Here is a 23059-nt window from a genome sequence, read left to right as displayed (position 1 = left end):
CGTTCAGTCGATCCCCGGCGGCGTCTCGAGTTCCTCGAGGCGCCGCTTTTCGTGGTCGACGTCGAAGTTCGGCGGCGGCCACGTCAGGTCCAGCGACTCGAGTGCCCCGGTCAACAGTTCGGTGACCGCGAGGCGGCTGTACCACTTGTGATCCGACGGCACGACGTACCAGGGCGCCCACTCGGTGTCCGTCCGATCGAGCATGGCCTGGTAGGCCTCCTGATAGGACAGCCACTGCTCGCGTGCCTCGATGTCGCTCGGGTCGTACTTCCAGTACTTGTCCGGACGCCGTAACCGACGTGCCAGCCGCCGGCCCTGCTCGGCGTAGGACAGAGCCATCGCCACCTTGATCACCCGGGTGCCGCTGTCGACGACCCGTCGCTCGAACTCGTTGATCTCGTCGTAGCGCGTGCGCCACACACTCGGGGGCACCAGGTTCTTCACCCGGACGATCAGCACGTCCTCGTAGTGCGAGCGATCGAAGACGCCGATCTGGCCCGGACGGGGAAGCTTCTTCTCCACGCGCCACAGGAAGGGGTGCTCGAGTTCTTCCTTGGTGGGTGACCCGAAGGTCGCATGATCGACACCCTGAGGCTCCACCATGCCCAGCACGTTGCGCACCATGCCGCCCTTGCCCGAGGTGTCCATCCCCTGCAGGACCAGCAGCACCGATTCCGTGCGCCCACTCTTGCCGCCGGCGTACAGGCGCTCCTGCAGTTCGGAGAGGACGTCTCCGCGCGCGGACATCAACGACTTCCCGGCCGACTTGTCACCGTCGAAACCCGGTGTCGATGCCGCATCCACATCGGCCCAGGACGTGGACGCGGCGGCGAGACTGCTCGGGAGATACGAGGTGAAACCGGGGGAGGGTGGGCGGCTCATGGCGCGAGCCTAGGCCGACTGTTGCAACTCTTCTCGCAGTTGCGCCAACGTGCGGGCGAGGAGTCGGGACACGTGCATCTGCGAGATGCCCATCTTCTGCGCGATCTGCGTCTGCGTCATGTTGCCGAAGAACCGCAGCAGCAACACGTTCCGCTCACGCTCGGGGAGCTTCTCGAGAAGGGGGCGCAGTGCCTCGTGATTCTCGACGTTCTCCATTTCCTTGTCGTAGTCACCGAGAGTGTCCGCCAGGGACAGCCCCTCGGAATCGCTCCCGCTGGAAGCACTGTCGACCGACAGGGTCTGGTAGGCGTTGCCCGCGGTGAGTCCCATGGCGACCTCTTCGCGGTCGAGATCGAGGTACTCGGCGAGCTCCGACACCGTCGGAGAACGACCCTGGGTCTGCGACAGATCGGCGATCGCACGCGAGAGCTGCAGATGCAGTTCCTTCATGCGGCGGGGTACGCGGACGGCCCAGCCGGCATCGCGGAAGTGGCGTCGCACCTCGCCCATGATGGTGGGCACGGCGAAGGAGACGAAGTCCGATCCGCGCTCGACGTCGAAGCGGTCTACTGCGTTGACCAACCCGACACGGGCCACCTGTACGAGATCGTCGTGGGCTTCGCCGCGGCCGTCGAAACGACGGGCGATGTGCTCGGCCAAGGGAAGGCAGCGCGTCACCAACTCGTCGCGCAACGTGCGCCGCAGCGGGTCGCCCTCCTCCAACGTGAGGATGCGCGTGAAGCGCTCGGCGACATCGGCGTACTCGTCGGCCGAGCGCCGTGGACGGGTCTTGCGTTCGGGAGGGGTCACTCGTCCCAACCACGCTTGCTCTTGGTGAACTCGATGGTCGTGGAGACGACTCCGTCCGCGTCCTCGGACTGGGAGGTGGACACCGAATCGGTCAGAGCGTTGAGGACGTGCCAGCCGAAGCCGGCCGCATCCAGGTCCGCGCCCGACTCGGTCGTCGTGGTCACCGAGACGTGCATCGCGTCGTCGGTGGTGAGGAAGGTGCACAGCAGGCGCGCGCCCGGCGTCGCCCGCACGATGAGTCGGCTGCACGACTCGTCGATGGCCAGGCGGATGTCCGCGATGCTGTCGAGATCGAAGTCGTCCTGTGCCGCGAGGGTGGCTGCGACGGCACGCGTCACCGACAGTTGCGCGGCGTCGGCGTGCACACCGAGCTCTATGGTGGCGTCATCCCCTGCAGCGTTCGGTTCCGTCGTGATGGCCCGTGTCATGGAGTCTCCCACTTCTTTCTCGTAGATCGGGGCGAACCCCGGGCGTATCGGACAAATGTGTATACCCACTGTTCCAGGCGGTGAAACTGCATCTCCAGGGTGGTGCGGTGCCGAGGTCGGAGCGGTGGATCCGCGCCAAGTGGTTGGCATCGCCGCCCGGGTGGCGTAGGTTCATAGGAGGTTGAGTCAGCAGCCGACGCACGAAGCACCGTCGATGGTAGCCAGCACTCCCGTTCTCTCACCTCGTATGTGACAGAGCCACTTTTCACTTTCGGAGCACCATTGCTCTGCTTCTCCAGCTCGATCGGCATTTGGAGAATCATGACTGTTTCTACGTTCAATGCAGCGACCACCACCACTTTCGGCGACGACGTCGTCATGCTCGGCGGGATCATCTCCGTCGAGAGGACCGACACCGGCGTCACCTACCGCGTCACGGGCAGCGTGGACCTGTCCAACGCGTCCACCTTCTCCGAGGTCGTCACCCGCGGCGAGGAAGATGGACAGACCGTCGTCCTCGACCTGTCGGGAGTCGACTTCTTCGGCACCGCAGCGCTTTCCGTGGTCGCGGCGCTCGACGCCGAGCACGGTGAGAACCTCACGCTCGTCGTCGGCGACGCCGTCACCCGCGTCATGGGCGCAGCTCGCTGGCAGCCCACCGCACGCGTCACCCGATAAACTCGGGGGGTTCTGTGTCACGCAGGATCGCCTTCCCACCTGCCCCTGTCGCCGTTCGTCGGTGACAGGGGCAGTGTCATGTCCGAAGCAGCTTCCTGCCCGTCTCACCCTCGACCGGCCTCCGGCCTGCCCGTTCCTGCTCGACCGGCCTCCGGCCTGCCCGTAGGCTCTGCTGGCATGGAACCCGTTGCGGCACTGCGCGAGGTCGCATTCTGGCTCGAACGCTCGCGGGCCGAAACTCGTCGCGTGAAGGCGTACCGCACGGCCGCCGACGTCCTGGCAGCGCTGGACCCCGACCGGCTGGCCGAACTCGCCCGCACGGACGGGTGGACGACGTTGCGGGGTATCGGACCCAAGACGTCGGCCGTCGCCGCCGCGGCGGCAGCGGGCGAGGTGCCCGAGTATCTCGTCGGACTGCGCGCCGACGCCCAGCCGATCGGCCCCGAGGGCTCCGAGTTGACCGAGCTGTTGCGCGGCGATCTGCACACCCACTCGAACTGGTCCGACGGCGGCAGTCCGCTCGAGGAGATGGCGTACACGGCACGGGCGCTCGGACGCGAATACTGGGTACTGACAGACCATTCGCCGCGTCTCACCGTCGCGAACGGGCTGACTGCCGAACGGCTCCGAGCACAGTTGGCAGTGCTGGAGAACCTTCGCCTCGAGATGGCGGCGGACGACGACGATCACGAGATGCGCATCCTGTCCGGCATCGAGGTCGACATCCTGGACGACGGCAGCCTGGACCAGGATCCGGAACTGCTCGACGAACTCGACATCGTCGTGGCCAGCATCCACTCGCATCTGCGCGCCGACAGCGCCACCATGACCGCGCGCATGGTCGCGGCGGTGTCCCATCCGTCCGTCGACGTCCTCGGTCATTGCACCGGCAGGCTCGTCGAGGGCGGGCGGGGGACGCGTCCGGAGTCGACCTTCGATGCCCGCGCGGTGTTCGAGGCGTGCCGGGACCACGGAACGGCAGTGGAGATCAATTCCCGACCCGAACGACAGGACCCGCCCGAACGCCTGATGGAGCTGGCGCTGGAACTGGGGTGTCTGTTCTCCATCGACACCGATGCCCACGCTCCGGGGCAACTGGACTGGCTGGGCTACGGCAGTGCGCGCGCGGCGGCGGTCGGCATTCCTGCGGACCGCATCATCACGACGTGGCCGGTGGAACGACTTCTGGAGTGGACGGCATCGGGCACCCGGGACGAAAAGGTCGTAAAGAACAGGCAGAGTGCGCGAGAGATGTAACAATCACGGGCGGGCGATCCCGAGAAAAATGTCGGAACGGTCGGTCTACGAGCACGGGGGGACGCGGTGACGGCAGGCCGGACCCCTGACGACCGAATCCGTGACGACCCGACCTCGGACGCCCCCGTGACACGCGAGACGATCACGGCCGTGATCGCGGCGGTGTCCGCGTCGTCGGCCGACGGAGTCGTGATCTCCGACCGCTGCGGCGCCATCGACCACATCAATGCCGTTGCACGCAAGCTCCTCGGCTTTCCGGCGACGGGAACACCCGATGCGAGCAACCCCGATACAGCCGTGGGATTCACCGCCCTGTCGACGATCCTCGACGAGTTGGGCACGCGGGACGACACGCGTCCTCTCGGCGAGGTCGCCCCGGCGTGGACCGGTCGAGTCCACCTCGGAGACCGGCAGAGCGGGCGGACCGTGACAGTCCGGGCATGGGACCTCGGTGCAGGCGACGGCTCCGATCTGGTGGTGATGAGCCTCGTCGACGGGGTGGAGCGTGACGAACGGGAGCACGAACTCGTCGATGCCCTCACCGCGGTGCGTCTGCGCGCACGCGAACAGCGGATCATCGCGGGTCTGAACCGCGCGGCATTGACGGGGAAGTTCGACGACCTCGCGGCCGCGGCCGCCGCGTCGATCCCGGATCTCTTCGGCGTCCCGCATGCCCTGATCCTCCGGGACCACGGCGGGGGGACGCTCGTCGTCACGGCGTCGACCGTCCCGGTGGACGAACCCAGCCGCACGTTGTCCGCCGGCACGGACAGCCTGGCCGGATACGCCTTCGACCGTCAGGACGTCGTGGTGTGCGGCGACGTCCGCGACGAGGTCAGATTCGACGTCTCGGTCCTGGAGAAGTACGGCATGCGCAGCGGGATGGCTGCGCCCATCCGAGGTGCCGACGGACTCTGGGGCGTCATCGTCGTCTACAGCGAACACCCCCACACCCCGACCAGCGATGCACTGTCCTGCCTGGTCACCGTCGCCGACGTGCTGGCGTCCGCGGTCCGTCGGTCCGACCTCGAACGGGAGCTGCGGTACCGGAGCCTGCACGATCCGTTGACCCAGCTCGCCAATCGCACGCTGGCGTACCAGCGCATCGACGAGGCGCTGGACAGCTCACGTGCCGACGGCAGTCTCACCGCGGTGGTCCTGGTGGACCTGCACGACTTCCGCACGATCAACGACAGCTTCGGACACGGCGCCGGCGATGCGGTGCTCGCCGCGGTCGCACCGATGTTGACCCGCACGGTGCGACCCGGTGACACCGTCGCCAGGTTCGGTGGCGACGAGTTCCTGCTGGTGTGTCCGGGTCTGCGCAGTTCGTTCGACGCGATCGGCATCGCGCAGAGCGTCCTCGCGATGTTCCGCCGGCCACTGACCATCGGCAACCGCATGACGACGGTGACGGCGTGCATGGGAATCGCGGTCGGAGCCGGCGAACAGCCGGCCGCCGAGATGGTCCGACAGGCCGATGTCGCGATGGGCGGAGCGAAGAAGGACGGGCCCGGCAGTTACGAGCTGTACGACAAGGTTCAGGGCGGTGAGGCGTTGCGACGGCTGACCATCGCCACCGAGTTGCGAACGGCCATCGAGCACGACGAGCTGTCGGTGGCGTACCAACCGGTGTTCGATATTCGGTCGGGCCGGATGACCGGCGTCGAGGCACTGGCCCGTTGGACCACGTCGAGTCTGGGTGAGGTCGGTCCCGCCGAATTCGTTCCCGCGGCGGAACGGGCCGGCCTGATCGGACCGATGGGTGCGTGGGTGTTGCGACGGGCGTGTGCGGAGGCTGCGCAGTGGCAGTCCGGTGACCCCGTCGAGCTCCGGGTGAACGTGAGCCCGTTGCAGTTGCGGCACAAAGCTTTCGCGTCGACATTGAGTCGGACGTTGGAGCAGACCGGCTTGGCGCCGTCATTGCTCGGGATCGAGATCACGGAGACCCTGTGGCTCGAGGACACGGCCGCCGTCACCGACAACCTGAACGAACTGCACGCCATGGGCATCAAGATTCTGCTCGACGACTTCGGTGTCGGCCACAGTTCGCTGGACTATCTGATGCGCTTCCCCCTGCTGGACAGCATCAAGATCGACCGGTCCTTCGTCGCTGATCTACCGCTCGCCCAGTCCGAGGCCGTGATCGGTGCGGTCGTGTCCGTCGCCGATGCCTTCGATCTGGACGTCGTGGGAGAAGGGGTCGAGACCACCGCGCAACTCGAGAGCCTCATCCGATGCGGATGCGGGTACGCCCAGGGCTACCTGTTGGCCCGCCCGCTACCGCCCGCCGAGGTGAGCGCGTTGGTGGCGTCCGGGCGTGGGATGGATGTCCACTCCGGACCGGGTAGCTGATCGACGCTTCGAGACGTACATGTTCTCGTCGGCCACGGACCACGACGCCTCGATGCTCCCGGCCTCGGTGAGTGTGGACCAGCCCACCGACATGGGCACGTGGGCCCGCGCAGCGGACGACGACAGGTCGTCGAGCATGGTCTCCACGTCGGACGAGGGACGGTCGAAGACGAGGATGCCGAACTCGTCGCCCCCGAGACGTGCGACGACGTCGGCATCGTGCGCCCACTCGCGGAGCAGATCGGCGGCGCGCCGGATCACGCGATCGCCCGCGGCGTGACCGTGCAGGTCGTTGACCTGCTTCATGCCGTCGAGATCGACGACGATCACGGCCCCCGGGTCCGCGAACGTCTTCCAGCGCACACCCTCCGGTTCGAGCACGCGGTTCCAACCGCGGCGATTCACCAGACCGGTGAGCGGATCGGTCTCGGCGTCGTGTCGCGCGAGTTCGGCGGACCGCTCGGCGTTCGCGCGAGCATGGTCGGTCTCGTAGACGGTGGTGAGTAGACCGGACAGGAGTTCGAGCAGTGCCGGCATCGCGGCGGGAAGGTCCTCGGAATGCGGACGGGATCCGTATCCGCACATCGTCCCGAACAGGCTTCCGTCGGCGCGGCGGATGGGCACCCCGATGTAGGACCGCACCGGGTCGTGGCCCGGTACCCCGATCGGAGGAAGACCCGACTGTTCGATGTCTGCGACGACCGAAGGTATCTCGCCGTCGATCATCTTCCGACACAGCGACGGCCCCCACCCGACGACGAGGCCAGTGTCGATTCCCAGGGCGTTGTCGTTGGCTCGCAGATAGATCTGGTTGTCGTCGACGACACGGGTCACGGCCCATGCCGTGGCCGGAACGACGCTGTCCAGATAGGTGACGACGGCCGCGCTCGCAGCATCGAACGTCGCGAGAGCGGACAGCGCGGTCGGTGCGGGGATCGTTTCGGTCACGGTCAGTCCTGTGGCGGGTGTTTCTCGACCGCGGCGCCCCGGTGTTGCCGCGTGCCCGGTGAGTCCGGGCCGGTGGTTTCCTGCCCGCCGCAGTCTATCCCCAGCGCAGGAGGTCCTCCGCCGATTCCGCGGCTGAACCGTCGTGCACTTACCCTCGATGTCATGGCACCGACGTATGCAACCGCCGACAGGGTCGATCTGGACACTCTGCACCGCTTCGTCGCGGAACGACATCACGCGACACTGGTCACCATCAAGAAGTCGGGAGGGCTTCAGATCTCCCCCGTCACGTGTGGCCTCGACGCGCAGGGGCGCATCGTCGTCTCGACGTACCCGCACCGGGCCAAGACGGTCAATATCCGCAGGTCTTCGGCGGTGACGCTGTGCATCCACTCGGACGACTGGAACGGCCCGTACGTGCAGATCGACGGAACCGCCGAGGTCATCGACCTGCCCGACTCGGTGGAACCACTGGTCGACTACTACCGTGCGATCGCCGGTGAGCACCCCGACTGGGACGAGTACCGCGAGGCCATGGTGCGTCAGGGCAAGTCCATCATCAGGGTGTCCATCGACACGTGGGGTCCCATCGCCACCGGCGGCTTTCCGCCCCCGGTCGACGAGACCCCCGAGCAGCAGACCGACGCGTAGTCAGCCCTTCGCGGACACCACCGCGTCGACGACGGCCGCGCAGAAGGCCGGCAGATCGTCGGGATTGCGGCTGGACACCAGATTGCCGTCGACGACCACTTCCTCGTCGACGACCGTCGCGCCGGCGTTCTTCAGGTCCGTCCGCACGCTCGGGTAGGACGTCAACGTCCGACCACGGACGACGTCGGCCTCGACCAGGGTCCACGGGCCGTGGCAGATCACGCCGACCGGCTTGCCCGACGTGACGAAGGTACGGACGAACGACACCGCATCCGTGTCGAGTCGCAACCGGTCCGGATTGGTGGTTCCGCCGGGCAGCACCAGCGCATCGAAGTCGTCCACGGACGCCTCGGAGACCAGTCCGTCGACGGCGAACGTGTCGGCGGCCTCGGTGTCGTTCTCGTACGCCTGGACCTCCCCGTGCGTCAGCGACAGCAGGACGGTGGCGGCTCCCGCGTTCTCGAGTGCTTCCCGCGGCGCCGTCAGCTCGACCTGCTCGACGCCGTCCGTCGCGAGAAACGCGACGGTCAGTCCCGCGGCAGGGGTGGATTCGGTCGCCTGTGTGTCGGTCATGGAACAACCTTCCTCGTCGGCGGCAGTCGCCGAATGCGACACCGCCGACCGTGACCTACCCGGCCGCCGACGGTAGGAAACGGATCGCGCCTCGTCGGGTTGGGATGCGCCGGACGCGGGTATGTGGCAGGCGACCGGGTGCTCACCGAGCCCGGGTCGGCACCGCTGAGTGCACCGAGAGGTGGCGCCGGAGAGGGGAACACCATGAGTACACCGACCGCGAATTCTGCTCCCGGGATCATCGAGGACGCAGTCGATGCACCCGTGGCCACGTGCCTCTTCGAGCACACCACCGCCGGTATCGCTCTGATGGTGGCGCTGTGCGCGGGGATGGCCGCCTTCGTCTCGGCCGCCGTGAACTCCGTCGCCCTGGGCGCGCTGGTCGGATTCCTGATGATCGGCCTCGCCGGCATGGCCGTCGTGCTGATACCGGTCGATCGCCGGTAATCTTTCTGTTCTCGAGAACTGCACCCAAGAGGAGGGATGATTGATGCCCGATTTCACGAGCCCCGAGCTTCCCGTCGAGGACGCAGTGGAGCAGGACCGCGACGCCGTTCCCGGAGACGACTCCCCGACCCCGGCCTCCGCGGCCTCCAACGACGCGTCGGACGCCGACGTGCTCGAGCAGAACCGCGACGTCCCGCTCGACGACGAGTACGACCGCTGACCGACTACTTGTCGTCGACCACCGCTGTGTCGTCCTCTGGTTTGTCGTCCACCAGGGGATGGTCCACGGAGTTGAACCGCGCGGGTGATCCACCGGCCTCCGCGACGCCGTGGATGCCGCCCCAGACCATCATCGTCAGGTAGTCGATGAGGTCCTCGGCGGACATCGAGCGGTTCGAGATCCACCAGTGCGTCGCCAACTGCACGCCGCCGACGATGCCGTACGACCACGGGAGCGAGCCGCCGGAGTCCATCTGCATGCGGCGCAGGCGCTCGCCCAGAACGGTCGCGAGGAGTTCCGCGATCATGCGCTCGGACTCGGCCACGACGTCGCGGTTGGGTCCCGAGCTGTTCGACATCGCGTACAGGTAGACCTCGGGGTCCTCCGCCACGGTCTCGACGTAGGCGGCGACCACCCTGCGTGTCAGGTTGAACTCGTCGAGCTCGACGCTGATGGCCTCGTAGATGCGCGGGGCCAACGTGGTCTCCACGTAGCGCTCGAGCGTCGCGTTGGCGAGGTCGTTCTTGTCGTTGAAGTAGCGGTAGAGGACCGTCTTCGAGATGCCGATCTCGGTGGCGATCTCGTCCATACCGATATTGCGTCCGCGCAGTCGGATCGCGGCGAGCGTCCCGTCGACCAGTTCTTCACGGCGCGCGATCTTGTGCTCGCGCCAGCGCCGCTTGCGGCCGTCGGGCTTGTCGGTCCGGGACTCGGACTGTTTCTTCGGTCCGGACTTCGCGGCGGGGGAGGGTGTGGTGGGTTCGGAGGCGTCACCCGGTTCGGCGCTGTCCCCGTCCGTCTTGCTCGCTGCCGATCTGCTCGCCACGCGCGTGTTCTCCGTCCCGATGTCCGAGTGCGTTCGTGGCGCACTCGTGTGCCGCGACGCACGTCACGCCGCATGTTCGACAGTAGTGCCCGCCACCGGGTGCGCGTCGTCCGGGCGCGGGCCGGCGGGAGCGTGCCGGGGCCGAACCCGGCACAATGGACTCGGTGCAGCTCATGACATTCGACGAGGACGTCAAACGACGCGACCTTCGCAAGATGAAGACCCTCGCCACCGGCTTCCTGGTGTTCGCCACCATCGTGTACCTGTTCTGCCGGTGGCAGGAGTCCCGAGGGGCCGGGGAATGGGTGGGCTACGTGCGCGCCGCCTCGGAAGCGGGCATGGTCGGCGCACTCGCCGACTGGTTCGCCGTCACGGCGTTGTTCAGACACCCACTGGGACTGAAGATTCCGCATACCGCCATCATCAAACGCAAGAAGGACCAGCTGGGCGAGAGCCTCGGGTCCTTCGTGGGTCAGAACTTCCTCGCCGTCGACGTCGTGTCCCAGAAGGTCGAATCCGCCAGGATCCCGCTACGGCTCGGAACCTGGTTGGCCGAACCCGCACACGCCGATCGCGTCGCGGAGGAGACGGCCACCATCCTGCGGGGTGTTCTCGATGTACTCGACGACGAGGACATCCAGCAGGTCATCGACAACACGATCGTCAAGAGACTGGGTGATCCCCAGTGGGGTCCGCCCATCGGCAAGGTACTGACGTCGCTGCTCGAGGACAATCGTCAGAAGCCGCTGATCGACCTGTTGGCCGAGCGCGCGCACGAGTGGGCACAGGGCAGCCTCGAGACGATCGATCGCATCGTCACCCGCGACTCGCCGTCCTGGTCGCCGAAGTTCGTCGATGTCCTTCTCGGCGAACGCATCCACCGCGAGCTCGTCGAGTTCACGTGGAAGGTGCGGTCCAATCCGCAACACGAGTTGCGGCTCGCGGCGGACAAGTTCCTCGTCGACTTCGCGCACGATCTGCAGAACGATCCCGAGACCATCGCCAAGGCCGAGTCGATCAAGTCCGAGATCATGGGCCGCGACGAGGTCACCGGTCTCGCCGCGGCGTCGTGGAAAGTGGCCAAACGCCTCATCGTCGACTCCGTCGACGATCCGAACAGCACCCTGCGCGCCAAGATCAGCGAGAACGTCCAGAAGTTCGGCGCCCGCCTGCGAGACGACGACGCGATGCGCGGTAAGGCGGACGGCTGGTTGATGGCCGGCGTGCGGTACGTCGTCGAGAACTACACCGACGAGATCACCACGGTCATCACCGACACGGTGGCTCGCTGGGACGCCGACGAGGCCAGCAACAAGATCGAGCTCCAGGTGGGTCGGGATCTGCAGTTCATCCGGATCAACGGCACCGTCGTCGGGTCGCTCGCCGGCCTGACGATCTACGCCGTATCGCAGCTGCTGTTCGGCTGACTCTCGGTGTGATGCAGGGGTGCTAGCAGAGTGCTTGCTATTGCTAGCACCCTTCGTTACCCTGGAATGCGAGGCACACACTTCACCAGTGGAGGAGTTCACGAAATGGCATCCCAGGAGAAGGAAGGCGACGACACCACAGTGGTGTCGGTGGCCGGAGATCTCGCCGCACGGGTCGTCAGTACGGCGACTCAGGACATCGGGAGTTTCATTCGCGCACAGCGAGAATCCGCGCAGGTGTCCCTGCGACAGCTCGCTCTCTCCGCCGGAGTTTCCAATCCCTACCTCAGCCAGATCGAGCGGGGACTGCGTAAACCGTCGGCGGAAGTCCTCAGCCAGATCGCCAAGGGTCTTCGCGTGTCCTCGGAGGTCCTGTACGTGCGAGCCGGCCTGCTCGAGGAGCGGCCGCACAGTCCTATCGCCGATGCGGTGCTCGGTGACGACTCCATCACGGAGCGTCAGAAGCAGGTGCTCCTCGAGATCTTCTACTCGTTCCGCCGCGAGAACGAGACCGGCACCGAACCGCTCCGCCGCAGCACCACACCAGAAACGACATCAGGAGAAACCACATGACCGACCCGAAGTTCGACACCGTCAAGACCCCGCTGTTCGCCGCCGTCGGCGCCGGAGATGCCGTGGTCCAGGCCGTGGCAGACGTGGTGGCCCAGGTGCGCAACCGCGCCGAGAGCACGCAGGCCGACGTCAACGACCGCGTCGACACCGCCCGTGCACGCCTCGCGGACCTGCAGGAAGACGTCACCGAGAGCGTCGAGACGCTGCGTGGCCGCCTGAACGCACTGCCCCAGGAACTGCCCGAGGAGATCGCCGACTTGCGTGAGCGTTTCACCCCGGAAGAGCTGCGCAAGGTCGCCGAGGCGTACCTGAAGGTCGCATCGGATCTCTACACAGCACTCGCCGAGCGTGGCGAGGAGACCGTCGAGCGCATCCGCAAGAACCCGACCGTCGAAGAGGGCCTCGAGCGCGCCAACGCGGCCGCCAACGACGCCGTCGACCTGACCGAGCAGACCCTCGGCACCGTCGCCTCGCAGACGCGCGCCGTCGGTGAGCGCGCCGCTGCACTGGCAGGGCGAGCGTCCACCCGCGTCCAGGAAGGTGCCGACGAGGCCACCGACGCCATCAAGGACGGCGCGGACGAGGCAGTCGACAACGTCGACGAGGCAGCCGACGAGCTGAGCGAGAAGATCGACGAGCTGGGCCAGAAGGCCAAGGATGCGGGACAGAAGGCATCCGACAAGGCGTCCGGCGCTGCCGGTGCCGTCGAGGGCAAGACGCGCAACAATGCGGACTCGCCCATCAAGAAGGCGCCCGCCAAGAAGGCTGCACCGGCCAAGGCTTCGGCTCCCACGCCGGCGCCCGCCAAGAAGGCCACCCCGGCCAAGAAGGCTCCGGCCAAGAAGACCACCAGCTAGTAGAACCCGGCAAATCCGACCCCCACGCGAGACCAGCGTGGGGGTCGGTGTCGTTTAGGATGACCGCTATGCCCATGGCGTACAGCGCGACCAGCGCGATCATGAACATCCTGCAGCTCATCGCCCTGGTGGGTGTCGCCTTCGCGCTGTTCCACGCCATCCGCCAGCGTCCCGATGCGTTCACTGCCGCGGACAAGCTGAACAAGCCGGGGTGGGTGGCCATCCTCGCGATCGCCCTGCTGGTACTGCTGGTGTTCCCGGTGGTCGGATTCGTCGGCATCATCGCCGTGGTCGCCATCGGCGTGTACCTCGTCGACGTGCGGCCGAAGGTCGACGACATCCAGCGCGGACCTCGCTGGTAGTCGCTACCCCTGGCCTGTCACGGTCAACCACAGCAGCGCCCCGTTGAGGGCGACGATCAGCGCCGTCGTCACGACGGCGAGGACGACCGTCGTGCGGGAGTTGATGCGAGTGCCCATGACGGCCGCACTCGAGGTCATGCGCACCAGCGGTATCAGCGCGAACGGGATGCACAGGCTCAGGACGACCTGACTGAGCACCAGCGCCAGCGTCGGATCCACCCCGATGCCCAGCACCACGAGTGCCGGAATCAACGTCACCACGCGCCGGGCCTGGATCGGAATGCGCTTGTGCAGCAGACCTTTCATGATCTCGGCACCCGCGGCGCACCCCACCGACGTCGAGGCCAGGCCCGACGCCAGCAGGCCCACGGCGAAGACCGCGGCCACGCCGGGACCCAGATTGTTCTCGATGGCGGCGTGGGCGCCGTCGATGGTGTCCGTTCCCTCCTCGCCGCGGAAGGCCGAGGCCGCGAGGAGCAGCATGCCGATGTTGACGCTGCCCGCGATGATCAGGGCGAAGGTGACGTCCCACTTGGTCGCCCGCAGCAGTCGATCGAGCCGGCCGGAATCCTTCTCGACGCCGTGACGGTCCCGCGCCAACGCCGAGTGCAGGTAGATCGCGTGCGGCATGACGGTCGCGCCGAGCATGCTGGCGGCCAGCAGGACCGATCCCGATCCGTCGAAGCCCGGAACGAGGCCGCCGGCGACGCCTCCCGCGTCGACGTCGGTGAAGAACAGGCCGGTAAGGAAGCCGATGGTGATGATCGCCAGCATGCCCATGACGACGAACTCGAACGTGCGTTGCCCGCGGCGCGACTGGACGGCGAGCACGCCCATGGACACGACGCCGGTGATGAGTCCGCCGACGAACAGCGGGACCCCGAACAGCAGGTTGAGGGCGATGGCGCCGCCGATGACCTCGGCGAGGTCCGTCGCTATCGCCACGGCCTCGGCCTGCACCCAGAACGCCCGCCGGGGCCAGGGGCGCATGCGGGCGCCGAGCATTTCCGGCAGCGACTTGCCCGAGACGAGACCGAGCTTGGCCGACAGGTACTGGATGAGTACGGCCATGGCGTTGGCGGCGACCAGGACCCAGACGAGCAGGTAGCCGTAGCGCGCACCCGCGGTGAGATTGGCGGCGACGTTACCCGGGTCGACGTAGGCGATCGCGGCGACGAACGCCGGGCCCAGCAGGGTGAACAGCCGCACGGGTGTGAGGCTGCCCGAGGGGGGTAGACGGGTGCCGACGCGCTCTGCCATTCCGTGAGTGTAGGTCACCCGTTCCGTTTTTGTTCGCTCGGCCGTACGGAGAAGTTAGGCCACCCGTATCCAGCCCGTGCTCACTCTGGTTCGTCGACCCATTCGAGCAGGTCACCGGGTTGGCATCCCAGCACCCGGCACATGGTCTCGAGCGTGCTGAATCGGACCGCTTTCGCTCGCCCGTTCTTCAACACCGCCACGTTGGCCGGCGTCAGTCCGACGCGGTCGGCGAAGTCGCCGACGCTCATCTTCCGCTTGGCCAGCTCGACGTCGATGCGCACGACGATCGGCATCAGATGACCGCGTCCATGTCGGTACGCAGCGGCGTCGCCTGGCGCAACAGCGCGCGCATCACCACCATGAGAAGTGCAGCGACGCCGATGATCATGCAGAACAGGAACAGCAGGAGCGGCAGGCCGGGATCGTCCGCCGTGAATCCGACGACGAGGAAGACCACGGCGAGAACGGCGCCCGCCGCGGCGATGGAGCGGACGATCGCGTCGACCCAGACGAACGACGCATCGGTGAAGATGCGGTCGCGTCGCACCAGCGTCAGCAGCTTCCATGTCGAGACGACGACGACCTGGATGCACACCACCCAGAAGATCGACACCGCCGTCAGGGGCCACCGGAGGTAGGCCGCGTCCGGACTCTCGCGGGCCATGTGGGCGAACTGTCCGGGCAGCGACATGACCTGCAGGAGCACGAGGAGGGCGAAGAGGCAGGCGAGTGCGGCCTTGGATGCCGCGATGACGCGGCCTTCGGTGATCATGGATCGAGTATCGCCGATTATCTATCGACAATCAATAGATAAGTGAGGGTGTCGTCGCTGCAGCCGAGGTCGACGCCTATCGTCTGAGGGTGCCTGTGACGGAGTACCGCATCGACGACCTGGCCCGGGAAGCCGGCGTGAGCGTCCGCAATGTGCGCGTCTATCAGGACCGCGGGTTGCTGCCTCCGCCCCGCAAGGTCGGGCGCACCGGCTGGTACGACGAATCGCACCTCGCGCGGTTGCAGATGATCTCTCGGATGCTCGACCGGGGCTACACCTTCGTCACCATCAGCGAACTCCTGACCGCGGCGCAGTACGGACTGCGTGTGGAGGATGTGCTGGGCACCGAGGACCCGGACGGCGCCGCCACCGTCGACAGATCGGTCTATCTGTCCCGCAGCGACATCGACGCCATGTTCGACGGTCGCATCACGGACGTCGAACTCGGACGCGCCCAGAAGTTGGACGTGTTCACGGCGGAGGGCGACGGGTTCCGCGTCGCGAATCCGGCGCTCGTCCGCGCCGCGAAGGTGCTGTTCGACGCCGGACTGGCGTTGACGGACATCCTCGACCGCACCGAACGTGTGCACTCGGATCTGACCAGCGTGTCGAAGCAGTTCGTCCGTCTGGTCGTCGACCGCTTCGTTCCGGGCGGCGCCGATCCGTTCCTGCTCGAGCCGAGCGAACTCTCCGCGATGGCCGACCTCATCACCACCCTTCGTCCTCTGGCGGCCCAGGCCGTGCAAGCTCTGTTCACCGAAGCCATGGATGCCGAGATCGTGCACGCCATGGAGACCGCGCTCAACGGCGCGACACCGTCGGACTCGCCCGGGTCCGACGACGACACCCGAGGAGACGCATGACCGATCGACGCACGTTGTTGGCCACCGCCGTCGCCGGCGCCGCGGTAGCAGGTGTGGCGGGAGCTGTGGTGTCCCGCCGCCGAAGCGCACCGCCGTCCACCCGACTGGGCGATGCGGACGTGCTTCTGCGTCGACCCGATCTGGAACCGCGGGTGCGCACCGTCGTCGCCGAGGACGGCGCACGACTGCACGTCCGTGAGTACGGGGACCCCGACGCCGATCCCATCGTGCTGAGCCACGGATGGACCTGCTCCGCCGATTACTGGACGCCGCAGATCAACGACCTGGCCGGCACCTACCGGGTGGTCGTGTACGACCAGCGGGGTCACGGGGCGAGCGACGTCGGTACGCGGCCGCTCGGTCCGGACGTCCTGGGAGACGACCTCGCCGCAGTGCTCGACGCGACGGTGAGCACCGACCGACCGGCAGTCCTGGCCGGACACAGCATGGGCGGCATGTCCGTGATGGCCTGGGCGGGAGAGTATCCCGAGCAGGTGCGTCGCTACGTGAAAGCGATTCTGCTGGCCAACACCGCGACCGACAGTCTGGTCCGTGAGACGACGGTGATCCCGCTCCCGCCCGGTGTGGCGCAGGTGCCCGCACGGGTCGCGTCGTCCGTCATGGGATCGGTCCTGCCCATTCCGTCCAGCCCGCTGTCCGCGCGCGCCCTGAAGTACGTGACCATGGGTTCGGCGTCGACGCGCGCACAGGTGGCGTTCTGCGAGCGCATCGTCCGGGACTGTGCACCTCGGACCCGCGGGATGTGGGGTTCGGCGTTGTCCACCCTCGACATCCGCGACGCCTTGCACAACATCGACGTGCCGACGTCCGTCATCGTGGGAACCGTCGACAGATTGACCCCGCCGGTGCACGCCCGAAGCCTCGCCGAGCAGCTGTCCCGCGCCGGCGTGCTGAATGGCGACACGTCCGGGCGCCTGATCGAACTGCCCGGTGTGGGTCACATGAGTTCGGTCGAGGCCATCGCCGAGTTCGACGCCGAACTCGTTCGACTGGCGGAACTCCCGGCCTGACCGGAGCCCGACTCAGCTGAAGACGACGGTCTTGCGGCCGTGGACGAGGACGCGGTCCTCGAGGTGCCACCGCAGTCCGCGCGCGAGAACCATCTTCTCGATGTCGCGGCCCTGACGAACCATGTCCGCCACCGCATCCGAGTGGTCGATGCGGATGACGTCCTGCTCGATGATGGGTCCGGCGTCGAGTTCGGCCGTCACCAGGTGGCAGGTGGCACCGATCAGCTTGACGCCGCGTGCGAACGCCTGGTGATACGGGCGGGCGCCGACGAACGACGGCAGGAAGCTGTGGTGGATGTTGATCGCGCGGCCGGACCAGTGCTCGCACAACGACTCCGGGAGTACCTGCATGAAGCGGGCCAGCACCACCGCGTCGGGTGAGTAGCCGTCCACGAGGTCGCGCAGAGTGTCGAAGGACGGTCCACGCTCCGCCGGATCCTTGGGGAACGGGACGTGGTGGAACTGCACACCGTGTGCGCGCGTGACGGATTCGAGGTCGGGGTGGTTGCCGATCACGGCGTCGATGGTCGCGGGCAGCTCACCGCCGGCGGCGCGACCCAGCAGGTCGTGCAGGCAGTGCCCCTCCTTGCTCACCAACAGCACGACGCGCTTGCGCTCACCCGAGTCGCTCAGCGACCACTCGGTCTCGGGGCCGATCTCGTCTGCCACGGAGGCGAAACGCGCCCGGAGCTCGTCCACCCCGATGTCGATCGACGACGCCGCGACTGCCTGGCGTGTGAAGAACCAGCCGCTGTCCGCATCGGCGTGGTATGCGGCCTCGACGATCGACCCACCGAGATCGGCGAGGAAGGTCGAGATCCGCGCGACGATACCCGTGCGATCGGGACATCCGAGAGTGAGAACGAAGCGGCGAGATTCGGACGGCATGGAACCCATTCTCTCACCCGTGACAGGCTGGACGTCATGACTACCCTCACCCGCGGTGACGTCGCCCGCATGGTCGATCACACGCTGCTCAAGCCCGAAGCGACGCTCGCCGACGTGCGGGCGCTCATCGACGAGGCGAAGGATCTGGGAGTGCTCGCGGTGTGCGTCTCACCGTCGATGCTTCCGGTGCGCGACACCGGCGACCTGGTCGTCGCCGCGGTGGCGGGTTTCCCGTCCGGAAAGCATCATTCGCTGATCAAGGGATCCGAAGCGCGCCTGGCCGTCCAGCACGGGGCCACCGAGATCGACATGGTCATCGATGTCGGCGCGGCGACTGCGGGCGACTTCAATGCCGTGCTGTCCGACATCATCACCGTCCGGGAAGCGATGGGGGACAACGCCGTTCTCAAGGTGATCATCGAGTCCGCCGCCCTGCTGGCGTCCGCGCAGGGAGAACGCGCCGTGACGGAGTGCTGCTACGCGGCCGAGCGCGGTGGCGCGAACTTCGTCAAGACCTCCACCGGTTTCCACCCCGCCGGCGGTGCGTCGGTCGAGGCGATCGCTCTGATGGCGTCGGCCGTGGGTGGGCGGCTCGGCATCAAGGCATCGGGCGGCATCCGCGACGCGGACACCGCCCGAGCGCTGATCGAGGCCGGTGCGACACGGCTGGGACTGTCGGGAACCCGCGCGGTGCTGGACGGGTTCCCGGCCTGATCAGCAGCTGATCTGCTGCGAGGAGTCCTGCGCGACGGGGATCGTGTACTGACCGCCGCTGAGCGTCATGTGGATGCCCGTGTCGGTGACCTCGAGCGCGTCGGGAGTCATTCCCAGCGGGTAGGCCTGCAGGCTGTCCGTGAGGATCTTGACGACGCTGTCCGCCAGGTCCGTCGGGATGCCGATGCCGAGGATCGACGCGTCGACCGTCTCCACGACGATGGCGTCGCCCTGGACGACAGGCTTCACCGTCAACTGGGCGAGCCCGCCGACGATGCCGAAGTTCAGCGTGCCCGCCCCCGGGTCGCTGGTGACACCGGAGACGATGCCGCCGACGCCCTGGGCCTGGAGGGTCGCGAGGATGCCCTCGGTGGACCAGGTGACGTCCGCCGAGCTGCTGCCGATCTGCCCGGACGAGGTGTCGCTGCCCGTGAGGTCGACGTCGTCGATGGTGGCCTGGACCTGCATGTCCTGCGCCGGCCCGAACTTCGTGTCGTCGCTGGAGATGTCGACGGACGAGAACTTCTTCGTGGCCAGCGAGAACAGCACGGGCTGCAGTCCGAGCCCGACGTCGATCTGCGAGCCGAGCTCGCTCTCGAACTGCGTGGTGAGGCAGTTCTCGACGCGGTTGCGGGCGTACAGCTCGCCGCCGACGAGCGCGACGATCAGCACGACGACCACGGAGATCGCGATGAGGGGCACTCGGGAGCGCCGCCGGGGTGCAGTGGATTGGCTCATGAGGGACATTGTTCAGCAGGTGTCTGAGGCATCTCTGTGAACGAGGCATCCGGGTGACGAGCCTCCGCGAAAAGACTGTGACAGATGACACATCCGAGTAGTCTCACGTCATGGCCGGTGACGATGTCGTGGAGCGCTTGGACGGACTCGTCACCGAGCAGGACGGGTTCTTCACCTCGGCCCAGGCGATGGATGCCGGGTACACGCCCACCGACATCGGAGCGCACGTCGACGACGGCTCGTGGACTCGCGTGGAGACGGACCTGCTGCGTCTGACCGAGTGGCCGCACCACGACCTCGAGGAGTACTCGAAGTGGTGCGCGTGGCTCGGACCGACCGCCGTCGTCTCGCACCAGAGTGCTGCGGAACTGCACGGGCTCGGGTCGCTCCACCCTCAGTTCGTCCACATCCGGGTCAGCGGAACGGCCCGCGCGCACGATCGACGCCTCGCCGTCCACCGTGGCCGGCTCGTCGGCGCCGACATCGAGTTCACGGGCACCTTCCGCCTGACGACGCCCACCCGCACCGTGCTCGATCTCGCGGCCGGAGGAATCTCGCAGTTCACGCTCGACGAGGTGGTCGGTGACGGGCTGATGCTCGGTCGCCTGACGGTGGACGAGTTGTTCGAGCAGGCGGTCGAGTGCGGTGACCGTGTGGCCGAGCGCGTGGAGATGGCCCTGCGCTGAGATGATGGGCCCGGTGACGCGGACCCTCCTGATCGACAACTACGACTCCTTCACCTACAACCTCGCGCAGTACATCGAGGAGGTGTCGTCGGTTCCGCCGATCGTCGTGATGGGTGATGCCGAGTACGACTCGGTTCCGTGGTCCGATGTGGACGCGGTGGTGGTCTCGCCGGGCCCCGGTCGTCCGAGCCGTGACGCGGACTTCAGCCTGGGTCGCGAGGCGATCCTCCGGAGCGGCCTGCCCGTGCTCGGCGTGTGCCTGGGGCATCAGGGTATCGCCGAATGTTTCTCCGGCACAGTCGACCTGGCGCCGACACCGATGCACGGTCGTCTGTCCGATGTGATCCACGACGGAACGGATCTGTTCGCCGGGCTGCCGTCGCCGCTCCGAGTCGTCCGCTATCACTCGTTGGCCGTCACGCGGGTGCCCGACGTTCTCGAGGTGACCGCACGCAGCGACGACGGAGTCGTCATGGCCATGCGTCACCGCACCTTGCCGATCAGGGGCGTTCAGTTCCACCCCGAGTCGATCGGCACGGAGGGTGGGCTGCAGCTGATCGCGAACTTCCTGAGACTGGTACCGCCGTCGACACGGGTGGCGCCCGCACCCGACCCGCCGTCCATCCGGCCCGCACGGTACGAGGCACACGTCCGGCGGATCGACAGCCTCCCCGACCCGGCCGAGGTGTCCCGACTCCTGGGTGGTGCGACGTCGTTCTGGTTGGACTCGAGCGCCGACATCACGGGGGGCGTCCGCTTCTCGTTCCTCGGCCCGGGTGACGGCCCGCTCGCCGAGCACCTGGGGTACGACGTCGCGACGTCGACGGTCACGGTGCGCGGTGCACAGGGTGAGAGCGTGACCGTGGTGCCGACCTTCCTCGAGTACCTGGACGAGCAGCTGGGTCTGCGCACCCTGTCCCGCGTACCGGAGGTGCCGTTCGAGTTCACGCTCGGCTACGTCGGGTACCTCGGCTACGAGCTGGCAGCGGAGACGTCCGGAGGCGCCGTCCATGCGGCGCGGACGCCGGACGTGCAGATGATCTTCGCCGACCGTCTCGTCGCACTCGATCATCGTGACCGCTGCACATATCTGCTGACGCTTTCGGAGTTCGGCGGCAGTCCCTCCGCCGCGGTGGCCTGGCTGGAGTCGACGGGGTCCGCCCTCGCAGCGATGACGCCGTGGGAACCGGTGGTTGCGGCACGCCCTGCGTTCGGTCCTCCGCCCGCCGAGGTGCGCCCGCGGCACGACGACGACGCCTACCGCGGGGCCGTCGCGGAATGCCTGGATCTGATCACGCAGGGGGAGAGTTACGAGATCTGCCTGACCAACGAATTCACCGTGCCGTACACGGGCGATCCGGCGGACCTCTACACCGCGTTACGACGCGTCAGCCCCGCTCCCTACGCGGCGTTCCTGTCCTTTCCCGGCGTCGCGGTGCTCAGTGCGTCACCGGAGCGGTTCCTGCGGATCACCGCGTCGGGAGACGTGGAGTCCAAGCCCATCAAGGGCACTCGCGCCCGCGGACGTACCCCGGACGAGGACGTCGCGGCGCGGGACGATCTGCGGTCCAGCGAGAAGGACCGCGCCGAGAACATCATGATCGTCGATCTGGTGCGCAACGATCTGAACAGAGTGTGCGACTCCGGGTCGGTCCGGGTGCCCGTGTTGTTCGACGTGGAGACCCACACTCATGTGCACCAGTTGGTGTCCACGGTCGTGGGGCACCTGCGGGCGGGAGCGACCGCCGTCGACTGTGTGCGCTCGGCGTTTCCGGGTGGCTCCATGACCGGCGCGCCGAAGCGTCGGACGACGGAGATCATCGACCGTCTCGAGAACGGTGCGCGCGGCGTGTATTCCGGTGCGCTGGGCTGGTTCTCGCTGTCGGGCGCTGCCGACCTCTCCATTGTCATCCGAACGATCGTGCTGTCGGGCGGTACGGCGAGCGTCGGTACCGGCGGCGCGATCGTCGCGTTGTCGGACCCCGAGGACGAACTCCGCGAGATGCACCTGAAAGCGGCGGCGCTGCTCGGTGTCCTCGGGGTCACGCCGGTGCGACCGCCTCCCACGGCAGCTGGAGCACGTTGTCCCGCATCCGACGTCGCGGGACCGTGATCGGAAGTCCCTGTGCAGCAAGCGCTGTCGCCGCCGCGCGCCACCGCACCCGCGGGCCGAACGGCGCCAGGGGAGCGGCGACGTCCCACGCACGGTCGGCGGCGCGCAGCACGTCGTGGATGCGCTCGCCGGGAACGTTGCGATGGATGAGGGCCTTGGGGAGGCGCTCGGCGATGTCCGACGGACGGTCCACCGTGAACGGATCCCAGGCGATGGTCAGGGACACCGGTCCCTGCGCGGCCACGGTCACCCATGTCGCGCGTCGCCCGAGTTCGTCGCACGTCCCGTCGATCAGCAGACCTCCGTCGGCGAGCGAGGACGTGATGCGGGACCACGCCCCCGGTACAGCCTCCTCGGGGTACTGACGCAACACGTTGAACGCGCGCACCAGGTGGGGCCGCAGCCCGGCCAGTTCGAAACCGCCGCGTCGGAAGATCACGCCGTCCTGATCGGGGACCACTCGCCCCGGGTCGATCTCGAGTCCGACGACGGCGACGTCGGCGCGGACGGTCCTCAGTCGAGAGGCCAACTCCAGCGTCGTCACCGGGGACGCCCCGTACCCCAGGTCGACGACCAGCGGCGCCGACGAGGAGGTCAGCAGCGACCGGATCGCCGGATCGTGCACCAGCCTGCGATCACTGCGACGCAACCGGTTGATGTTCGTCGTGCCGCGGGTGACGACACCCTCGAAGGCCATGAG

The 23059-nt window shown here is 67.4% G+C and carries 27 protein-coding genes; 15 read left to right on the top strand and 12 right to left on the bottom strand.

Features of this window, described 5'->3' with window-relative positions:
• Window positions 1-3: 3 nt before the first annotated feature.
• Genes ASG64_RS12650 through ASG64_RS12640 form a run of 3 tightly spaced genes read right to left on the bottom strand, consistent with a single transcriptional unit; the run spans window position 4 to window position 2120 of the window.
• The gene (locus ASG64_RS12650) at window positions 4-882 is read right to left on the bottom strand and encodes a PPK2 family polyphosphate kinase (RefSeq protein ID WP_042574940.1); all 879 of its coding nucleotides are present in this window, start codon (window positions 880-882) and stop codon (window positions 4-6) included.
• Window positions 883-891: 9 nt separating this feature from the next.
• Window positions 892-1692: a SigB/SigF/SigG family RNA polymerase sigma factor gene (locus ASG64_RS12645; protein ID WP_042574939.1), complete on the bottom strand. Its 801-nt coding sequence runs from the start codon at window positions 1690-1692 to the stop codon at window positions 892-894.
• Window positions 1689-2120 (bottom strand): ATP-binding protein, encoded by a 432-nt coding sequence (locus tag ASG64_RS12640; RefSeq protein WP_042574996.1) that lies wholly within the window; start codon window positions 2118-2120, stop codon window positions 1689-1691. The genes ASG64_RS12645 and ASG64_RS12640 overlap by 4 nt, the downstream gene beginning before the upstream one ends.
• Before the next feature lie 321 nt (window positions 2121-2441).
• Here ASG64_RS12640 and ASG64_RS12635 point away from each other — a divergent pair, with 321 nt between their 5' ends.
• The 3 genes from ASG64_RS12635 (at window position 2442) to ASG64_RS12625 (ending at window position 6410) form a co-directional block, all read left to right on the top strand.
• On the top strand, window positions 2442-2798 hold the full coding sequence (locus ASG64_RS12635; protein ID WP_042574938.1) for an STAS domain-containing protein: 357 nt from the start codon (window positions 2442-2444) through the stop codon (window positions 2796-2798).
• A 177-nt stretch (window positions 2799-2975) separates the two neighbouring features.
• Complete coding sequence (locus ASG64_RS12630) at window positions 2976-4055, top strand: PHP domain-containing protein (protein ID WP_056073933.1); 1080 nt, start codon at window positions 2976-2978, stop codon at window positions 4053-4055.
• Window positions 4056-4181: 126 nt separating this feature from the next.
• Window positions 4182-6410: a putative bifunctional diguanylate cyclase/phosphodiesterase gene (locus tag ASG64_RS12625; RefSeq protein WP_156388370.1), complete on the top strand. Its 2229-nt coding sequence runs from the start codon at window positions 4182-4184 to the stop codon at window positions 6408-6410.
• Here ASG64_RS12625 and ASG64_RS12620 read toward each other — a convergent pair.
• Window positions 6336-7358 carry a sensor domain-containing diguanylate cyclase gene (locus ASG64_RS12620; protein ID WP_056073931.1) on the bottom strand — a complete coding sequence of 341 codons (1023 nt, stop codon included), beginning with the start codon at window positions 7356-7358 and terminating at the stop codon, window positions 6336-6338. The two genes, ASG64_RS12625 and ASG64_RS12620, sit on opposite strands and share 75 nt — an antisense overlap.
• Window positions 7359-7520: 162 nt before the next feature.
• On the opposite strand from ASG64_RS12620, the gene ASG64_RS12615 reads away from it, so the two are divergent.
• Window positions 7521-8009, top strand: coding sequence for a PPOX class F420-dependent oxidoreductase (locus ASG64_RS12615; RefSeq protein WP_056073930.1), 489 nt, complete (start codon window positions 7521-7523; stop codon window positions 8007-8009).
• Here the strand turns inward: ASG64_RS12615 and ASG64_RS12610 are convergent, their stop codons facing one another.
• A complete protein-coding gene (locus tag ASG64_RS12610) occupies window positions 8010-8582 on the bottom strand; it encodes a type 1 glutamine amidotransferase domain-containing protein (RefSeq protein WP_056073929.1) in 573 nt (190 codons plus the stop codon). It lies immediately after the preceding gene.
• A 204-nt stretch (window positions 8583-8786) separates the two neighbouring features.
• On the opposite strand from ASG64_RS12610, the gene ASG64_RS12605 reads away from it, so the two are divergent.
• Window positions 8787-9029, top strand: a complete 243-nt coding sequence (locus ASG64_RS12605) for a hypothetical protein (protein ID WP_156148903.1) — start codon at window positions 8787-8789, stop codon at window positions 9027-9029.
• Window positions 9030-9072: 43 nt separating this feature from the next.
• Window positions 9073-9249 (top strand): hypothetical protein, encoded by a 177-nt coding sequence (locus tag ASG64_RS21620; RefSeq protein ID WP_156388369.1) that lies wholly within the window; start codon window positions 9073-9075, stop codon window positions 9247-9249.
• A 4-nt stretch (window positions 9250-9253) separates the two neighbouring features.
• Here ASG64_RS21620 and ASG64_RS12600 read toward each other — a convergent pair whose 3' ends face one another.
• A complete protein-coding gene (locus tag ASG64_RS12600; RefSeq protein ID WP_082518416.1) occupies window positions 9254-10075 on the bottom strand; it encodes a TetR/AcrR family transcriptional regulator in 822 nt (273 codons plus the stop codon).
• 155 nt (window positions 10076-10230) lie between these two features.
• Between ASG64_RS12600 and ASG64_RS12595 the strand changes: the two genes are divergently transcribed.
• From ASG64_RS12595 to ASG64_RS12580, 4 genes are all read left to right on the top strand, one after another.
• Window positions 10231-11502, top strand: a complete 1272-nt coding sequence (locus tag ASG64_RS12595; RefSeq protein WP_042574933.1) for a DUF445 domain-containing protein — start codon at window positions 10231-10233, stop codon at window positions 11500-11502.
• Between the two features lie 105 nt (window positions 11503-11607).
• Window positions 11608-12075, top strand: a complete 468-nt coding sequence (locus ASG64_RS12590) for a helix-turn-helix domain-containing protein (protein WP_042574932.1) — start codon at window positions 11608-11610, stop codon at window positions 12073-12075.
• Window positions 12072-12932, top strand: a complete 861-nt coding sequence (locus ASG64_RS12585) for a heparin-binding hemagglutinin (RefSeq protein ID WP_056073928.1) — start codon at window positions 12072-12074, stop codon at window positions 12930-12932. Before ASG64_RS12590 ends, ASG64_RS12585 begins: the two co-directional genes overlap by 4 nt.
• A gap of 68 nt (window positions 12933-13000) precedes the next feature.
• Window positions 13001-13294 carry a DUF2516 family protein gene (locus ASG64_RS12580; protein WP_082043085.1) on the top strand — a complete coding sequence of 98 codons (294 nt, stop codon included), beginning with the start codon at window positions 13001-13003 and terminating at the stop codon, window positions 13292-13294.
• Window positions 13295-13297: 3 nt separating this feature from the next.
• Here ASG64_RS12580 and ASG64_RS12575 read toward each other — a convergent pair whose 3' ends face one another.
• The 3 genes from ASG64_RS12575 to ASG64_RS12565 all read right to left on the bottom strand — a co-directional run bounded on the left by ASG64_RS12575 (window position 13298) and on the right by ASG64_RS12565 (window position 15326).
• Window positions 13298-14554, bottom strand: coding sequence for an Nramp family divalent metal transporter (locus ASG64_RS12575; protein WP_056074353.1), 1257 nt, complete (start codon window positions 14552-14554; stop codon window positions 13298-13300).
• Window positions 14555-14634: 80 nt separating this feature from the next.
• On the bottom strand, window positions 14635-14847 hold the full coding sequence (locus ASG64_RS12570; protein ID WP_042574929.1) for a helix-turn-helix domain-containing protein: 213 nt from the start codon (window positions 14845-14847) through the stop codon (window positions 14635-14637).
• Entirely contained in the window at window positions 14847-15326 is a 480-nt protein-coding gene (locus ASG64_RS12565) for a DUF2975 domain-containing protein (RefSeq protein ID WP_056073927.1), read from the bottom strand. The genes ASG64_RS12570 and ASG64_RS12565 overlap by 1 nt, the downstream gene beginning before the upstream one ends.
• Window positions 15327-15415: 89 nt before the next feature.
• Here ASG64_RS12565 and ASG64_RS12560 point away from each other — a divergent pair, with 89 nt between their 5' ends.
• Together ASG64_RS12560 and ASG64_RS12555 are read left to right on the top strand one after the other, a co-directional pair.
• Entirely contained in the window at window positions 15416-16189 is a 774-nt protein-coding gene (locus tag ASG64_RS12560) for a MerR family transcriptional regulator (protein ID WP_162245389.1), read from the top strand.
• Window positions 16186-17220: an alpha/beta fold hydrolase gene (locus ASG64_RS12555; protein WP_056073925.1), complete on the top strand. Its 1035-nt coding sequence runs from the start codon at window positions 16186-16188 to the stop codon at window positions 17218-17220. Before ASG64_RS12560 ends, ASG64_RS12555 begins: the two co-directional genes overlap by 4 nt.
• 12 nt (window positions 17221-17232) lie before the next feature.
• On the opposite strand, the gene purU is transcribed toward ASG64_RS12555, so the two are convergent.
• A complete protein-coding gene (gene purU, locus ASG64_RS12550) occupies window positions 17233-18117 on the bottom strand; it encodes a formyltetrahydrofolate deformylase (protein ID WP_042574925.1) in 885 nt (294 codons plus the stop codon).
• A gap of 27 nt (window positions 18118-18144) precedes the next feature.
• Here purU and deoC point away from each other — a divergent pair, with 27 nt between their 5' ends.
• Entirely contained in the window at window positions 18145-18822 is a 678-nt protein-coding gene (deoC, locus tag ASG64_RS12545) for a deoxyribose-phosphate aldolase (protein ID WP_042574924.1), read from the top strand.
• Here the strand turns inward: deoC and ASG64_RS12540 are convergent, their stop codons facing one another.
• Entirely contained in the window at window positions 18823-19560 is a 738-nt protein-coding gene (locus ASG64_RS12540) for an LmeA family phospholipid-binding protein (RefSeq protein ID WP_056074352.1), read from the bottom strand.
• A 110-nt stretch (window positions 19561-19670) separates the two neighbouring features.
• On the opposite strand from ASG64_RS12540, the gene ASG64_RS12535 reads away from it, so the two are divergent.
• Complete coding sequence (locus tag ASG64_RS12535; RefSeq protein ID WP_056073924.1) at window positions 19671-20246, top strand: type IV toxin-antitoxin system AbiEi family antitoxin domain-containing protein; 576 nt, start codon at window positions 19671-19673, stop codon at window positions 20244-20246.
• 13 nt (window positions 20247-20259) lie between these two features.
• Window positions 20260-22359, top strand: a complete 2100-nt coding sequence (gene pabB, locus ASG64_RS12530) for an aminodeoxychorismate synthase component I (protein WP_235579582.1) — start codon at window positions 20260-20262, stop codon at window positions 22357-22359.
• Here the strand turns inward: pabB and ASG64_RS12525 are convergent.
• The gene (locus ASG64_RS12525; RefSeq protein ID WP_200933466.1) at window positions 22289-23056 is read right to left on the bottom strand and encodes a class I SAM-dependent methyltransferase; all 768 of its coding nucleotides are present in this window, start codon (window positions 23054-23056) and stop codon (window positions 22289-22291) included. The two genes, pabB and ASG64_RS12525, sit on opposite strands and share 71 nt — an antisense overlap.
• Window positions 23057-23059: the final 3 nt, after the last annotated feature.

It is taken from the genome of Rhodococcus sp. Leaf247 (assembly GCF_001426185.1).
In the GTDB taxonomy this organism is placed as follows: domain Bacteria; phylum Actinomycetota; class Actinomycetes; order Mycobacteriales; family Mycobacteriaceae; genus Rhodococcoides.
The sequence above is the reverse complement of the archived record's forward strand: the minus strand, read 5'-3'. Positions and strand labels throughout refer to the sequence as shown.

What these genes read in the sequence shown, in the direction of transcription:
- ASG64_RS12570 (WP_042574929.1), bottom strand. Translation starts at nt 14,847, where the DNA reads ATGCCGATCGTCGTGCGCATCGACGTCGAGCTGGCCAAGCGGAAGATG.
- ASG64_RS12640 (WP_042574996.1), bottom strand. Translation starts at nt 2,120, where the DNA reads ATGACACGGGCCATCACGACGGAACCGAACGCTGCAGGGGATGACGCC.
- deoC (WP_042574924.1), top strand. Translation starts at nt 18,145, where the DNA reads ATGACTACCCTCACCCGCGGTGACGTCGCCCGCATGGTCGATCACACG.
- ASG64_RS12535 (WP_056073924.1), top strand. Translation starts at nt 19,671, where the DNA reads ATGGCCGGTGACGATGTCGTGGAGCGCTTGGACGGACTCGTCACCGAG.
- ASG64_RS12615 (WP_056073930.1), top strand. Translation starts at nt 7,521, where the DNA reads ATGGCACCGACGTATGCAACCGCCGACAGGGTCGATCTGGACACTCTG.
- purU (WP_042574925.1), bottom strand. Translation starts at nt 18,117, where the DNA reads ATGGGTTCCATGCCGTCCGAATCTCGCCGCTTCGTTCTCACTCTCGGA.
- ASG64_RS21620 (WP_156388369.1), top strand. Translation starts at nt 9,073, where the DNA reads ATGCCCGATTTCACGAGCCCCGAGCTTCCCGTCGAGGACGCAGTGGAG.
- ASG64_RS12575 (WP_056074353.1), bottom strand. Translation starts at nt 14,554, where the DNA reads ATGGCAGAGCGCGTCGGCACCCGTCTACCCCCCTCGGGCAGCCTCACA.
- ASG64_RS12610 (WP_056073929.1), bottom strand. Translation starts at nt 8,582, where the DNA reads ATGACCGACACACAGGCGACCGAATCCACCCCTGCCGCGGGACTGACC.
- ASG64_RS12585 (WP_056073928.1), top strand. Translation starts at nt 12,072, where the DNA reads ATGACCGACCCGAAGTTCGACACCGTCAAGACCCCGCTGTTCGCCGCC.
- ASG64_RS12555 (WP_056073925.1), top strand. Translation starts at nt 16,186, where the DNA reads ATGACCGATCGACGCACGTTGTTGGCCACCGCCGTCGCCGGCGCCGCG.
- ASG64_RS12595 (WP_042574933.1), top strand. Translation starts at nt 10,231, where the DNA reads ATGGACTCGGTGCAGCTCATGACATTCGACGAGGACGTCAAACGACGC.
- ASG64_RS12580 (WP_082043085.1), top strand. Translation starts at nt 13,001, where the DNA reads ATGCCCATGGCGTACAGCGCGACCAGCGCGATCATGAACATCCTGCAG.
- ASG64_RS12590 (WP_042574932.1), top strand. Translation starts at nt 11,608, where the DNA reads ATGGCATCCCAGGAGAAGGAAGGCGACGACACCACAGTGGTGTCGGTG.
- ASG64_RS12565 (WP_056073927.1), bottom strand. Translation starts at nt 15,326, where the DNA reads ATGATCACCGAAGGCCGCGTCATCGCGGCATCCAAGGCCGCACTCGCC.
- ASG64_RS12605 (WP_156148903.1), top strand. Translation starts at nt 8,787, where the DNA reads ATGAGTACACCGACCGCGAATTCTGCTCCCGGGATCATCGAGGACGCA.
- ASG64_RS12540 (WP_056074352.1), bottom strand. Translation starts at nt 19,560, where the DNA reads ATGAGCCAATCCACTGCACCCCGGCGGCGCTCCCGAGTGCCCCTCATC.
- ASG64_RS12635 (WP_042574938.1), top strand. Translation starts at nt 2,442, where the DNA reads ATGACTGTTTCTACGTTCAATGCAGCGACCACCACCACTTTCGGCGAC.
- ASG64_RS12630 (WP_056073933.1), top strand. Translation starts at nt 2,976, where the DNA reads ATGGAACCCGTTGCGGCACTGCGCGAGGTCGCATTCTGGCTCGAACGC.
- ASG64_RS12525 (WP_200933466.1), bottom strand. Translation starts at nt 23,056, where the DNA reads ATGGCCTTCGAGGGTGTCGTCACCCGCGGCACGACGAACATCAACCGG.
- ASG64_RS12650 (WP_042574940.1), bottom strand. Translation starts at nt 882, where the DNA reads ATGAGCCGCCCACCCTCCCCCGGTTTCACCTCGTATCTCCCGAGCAGT.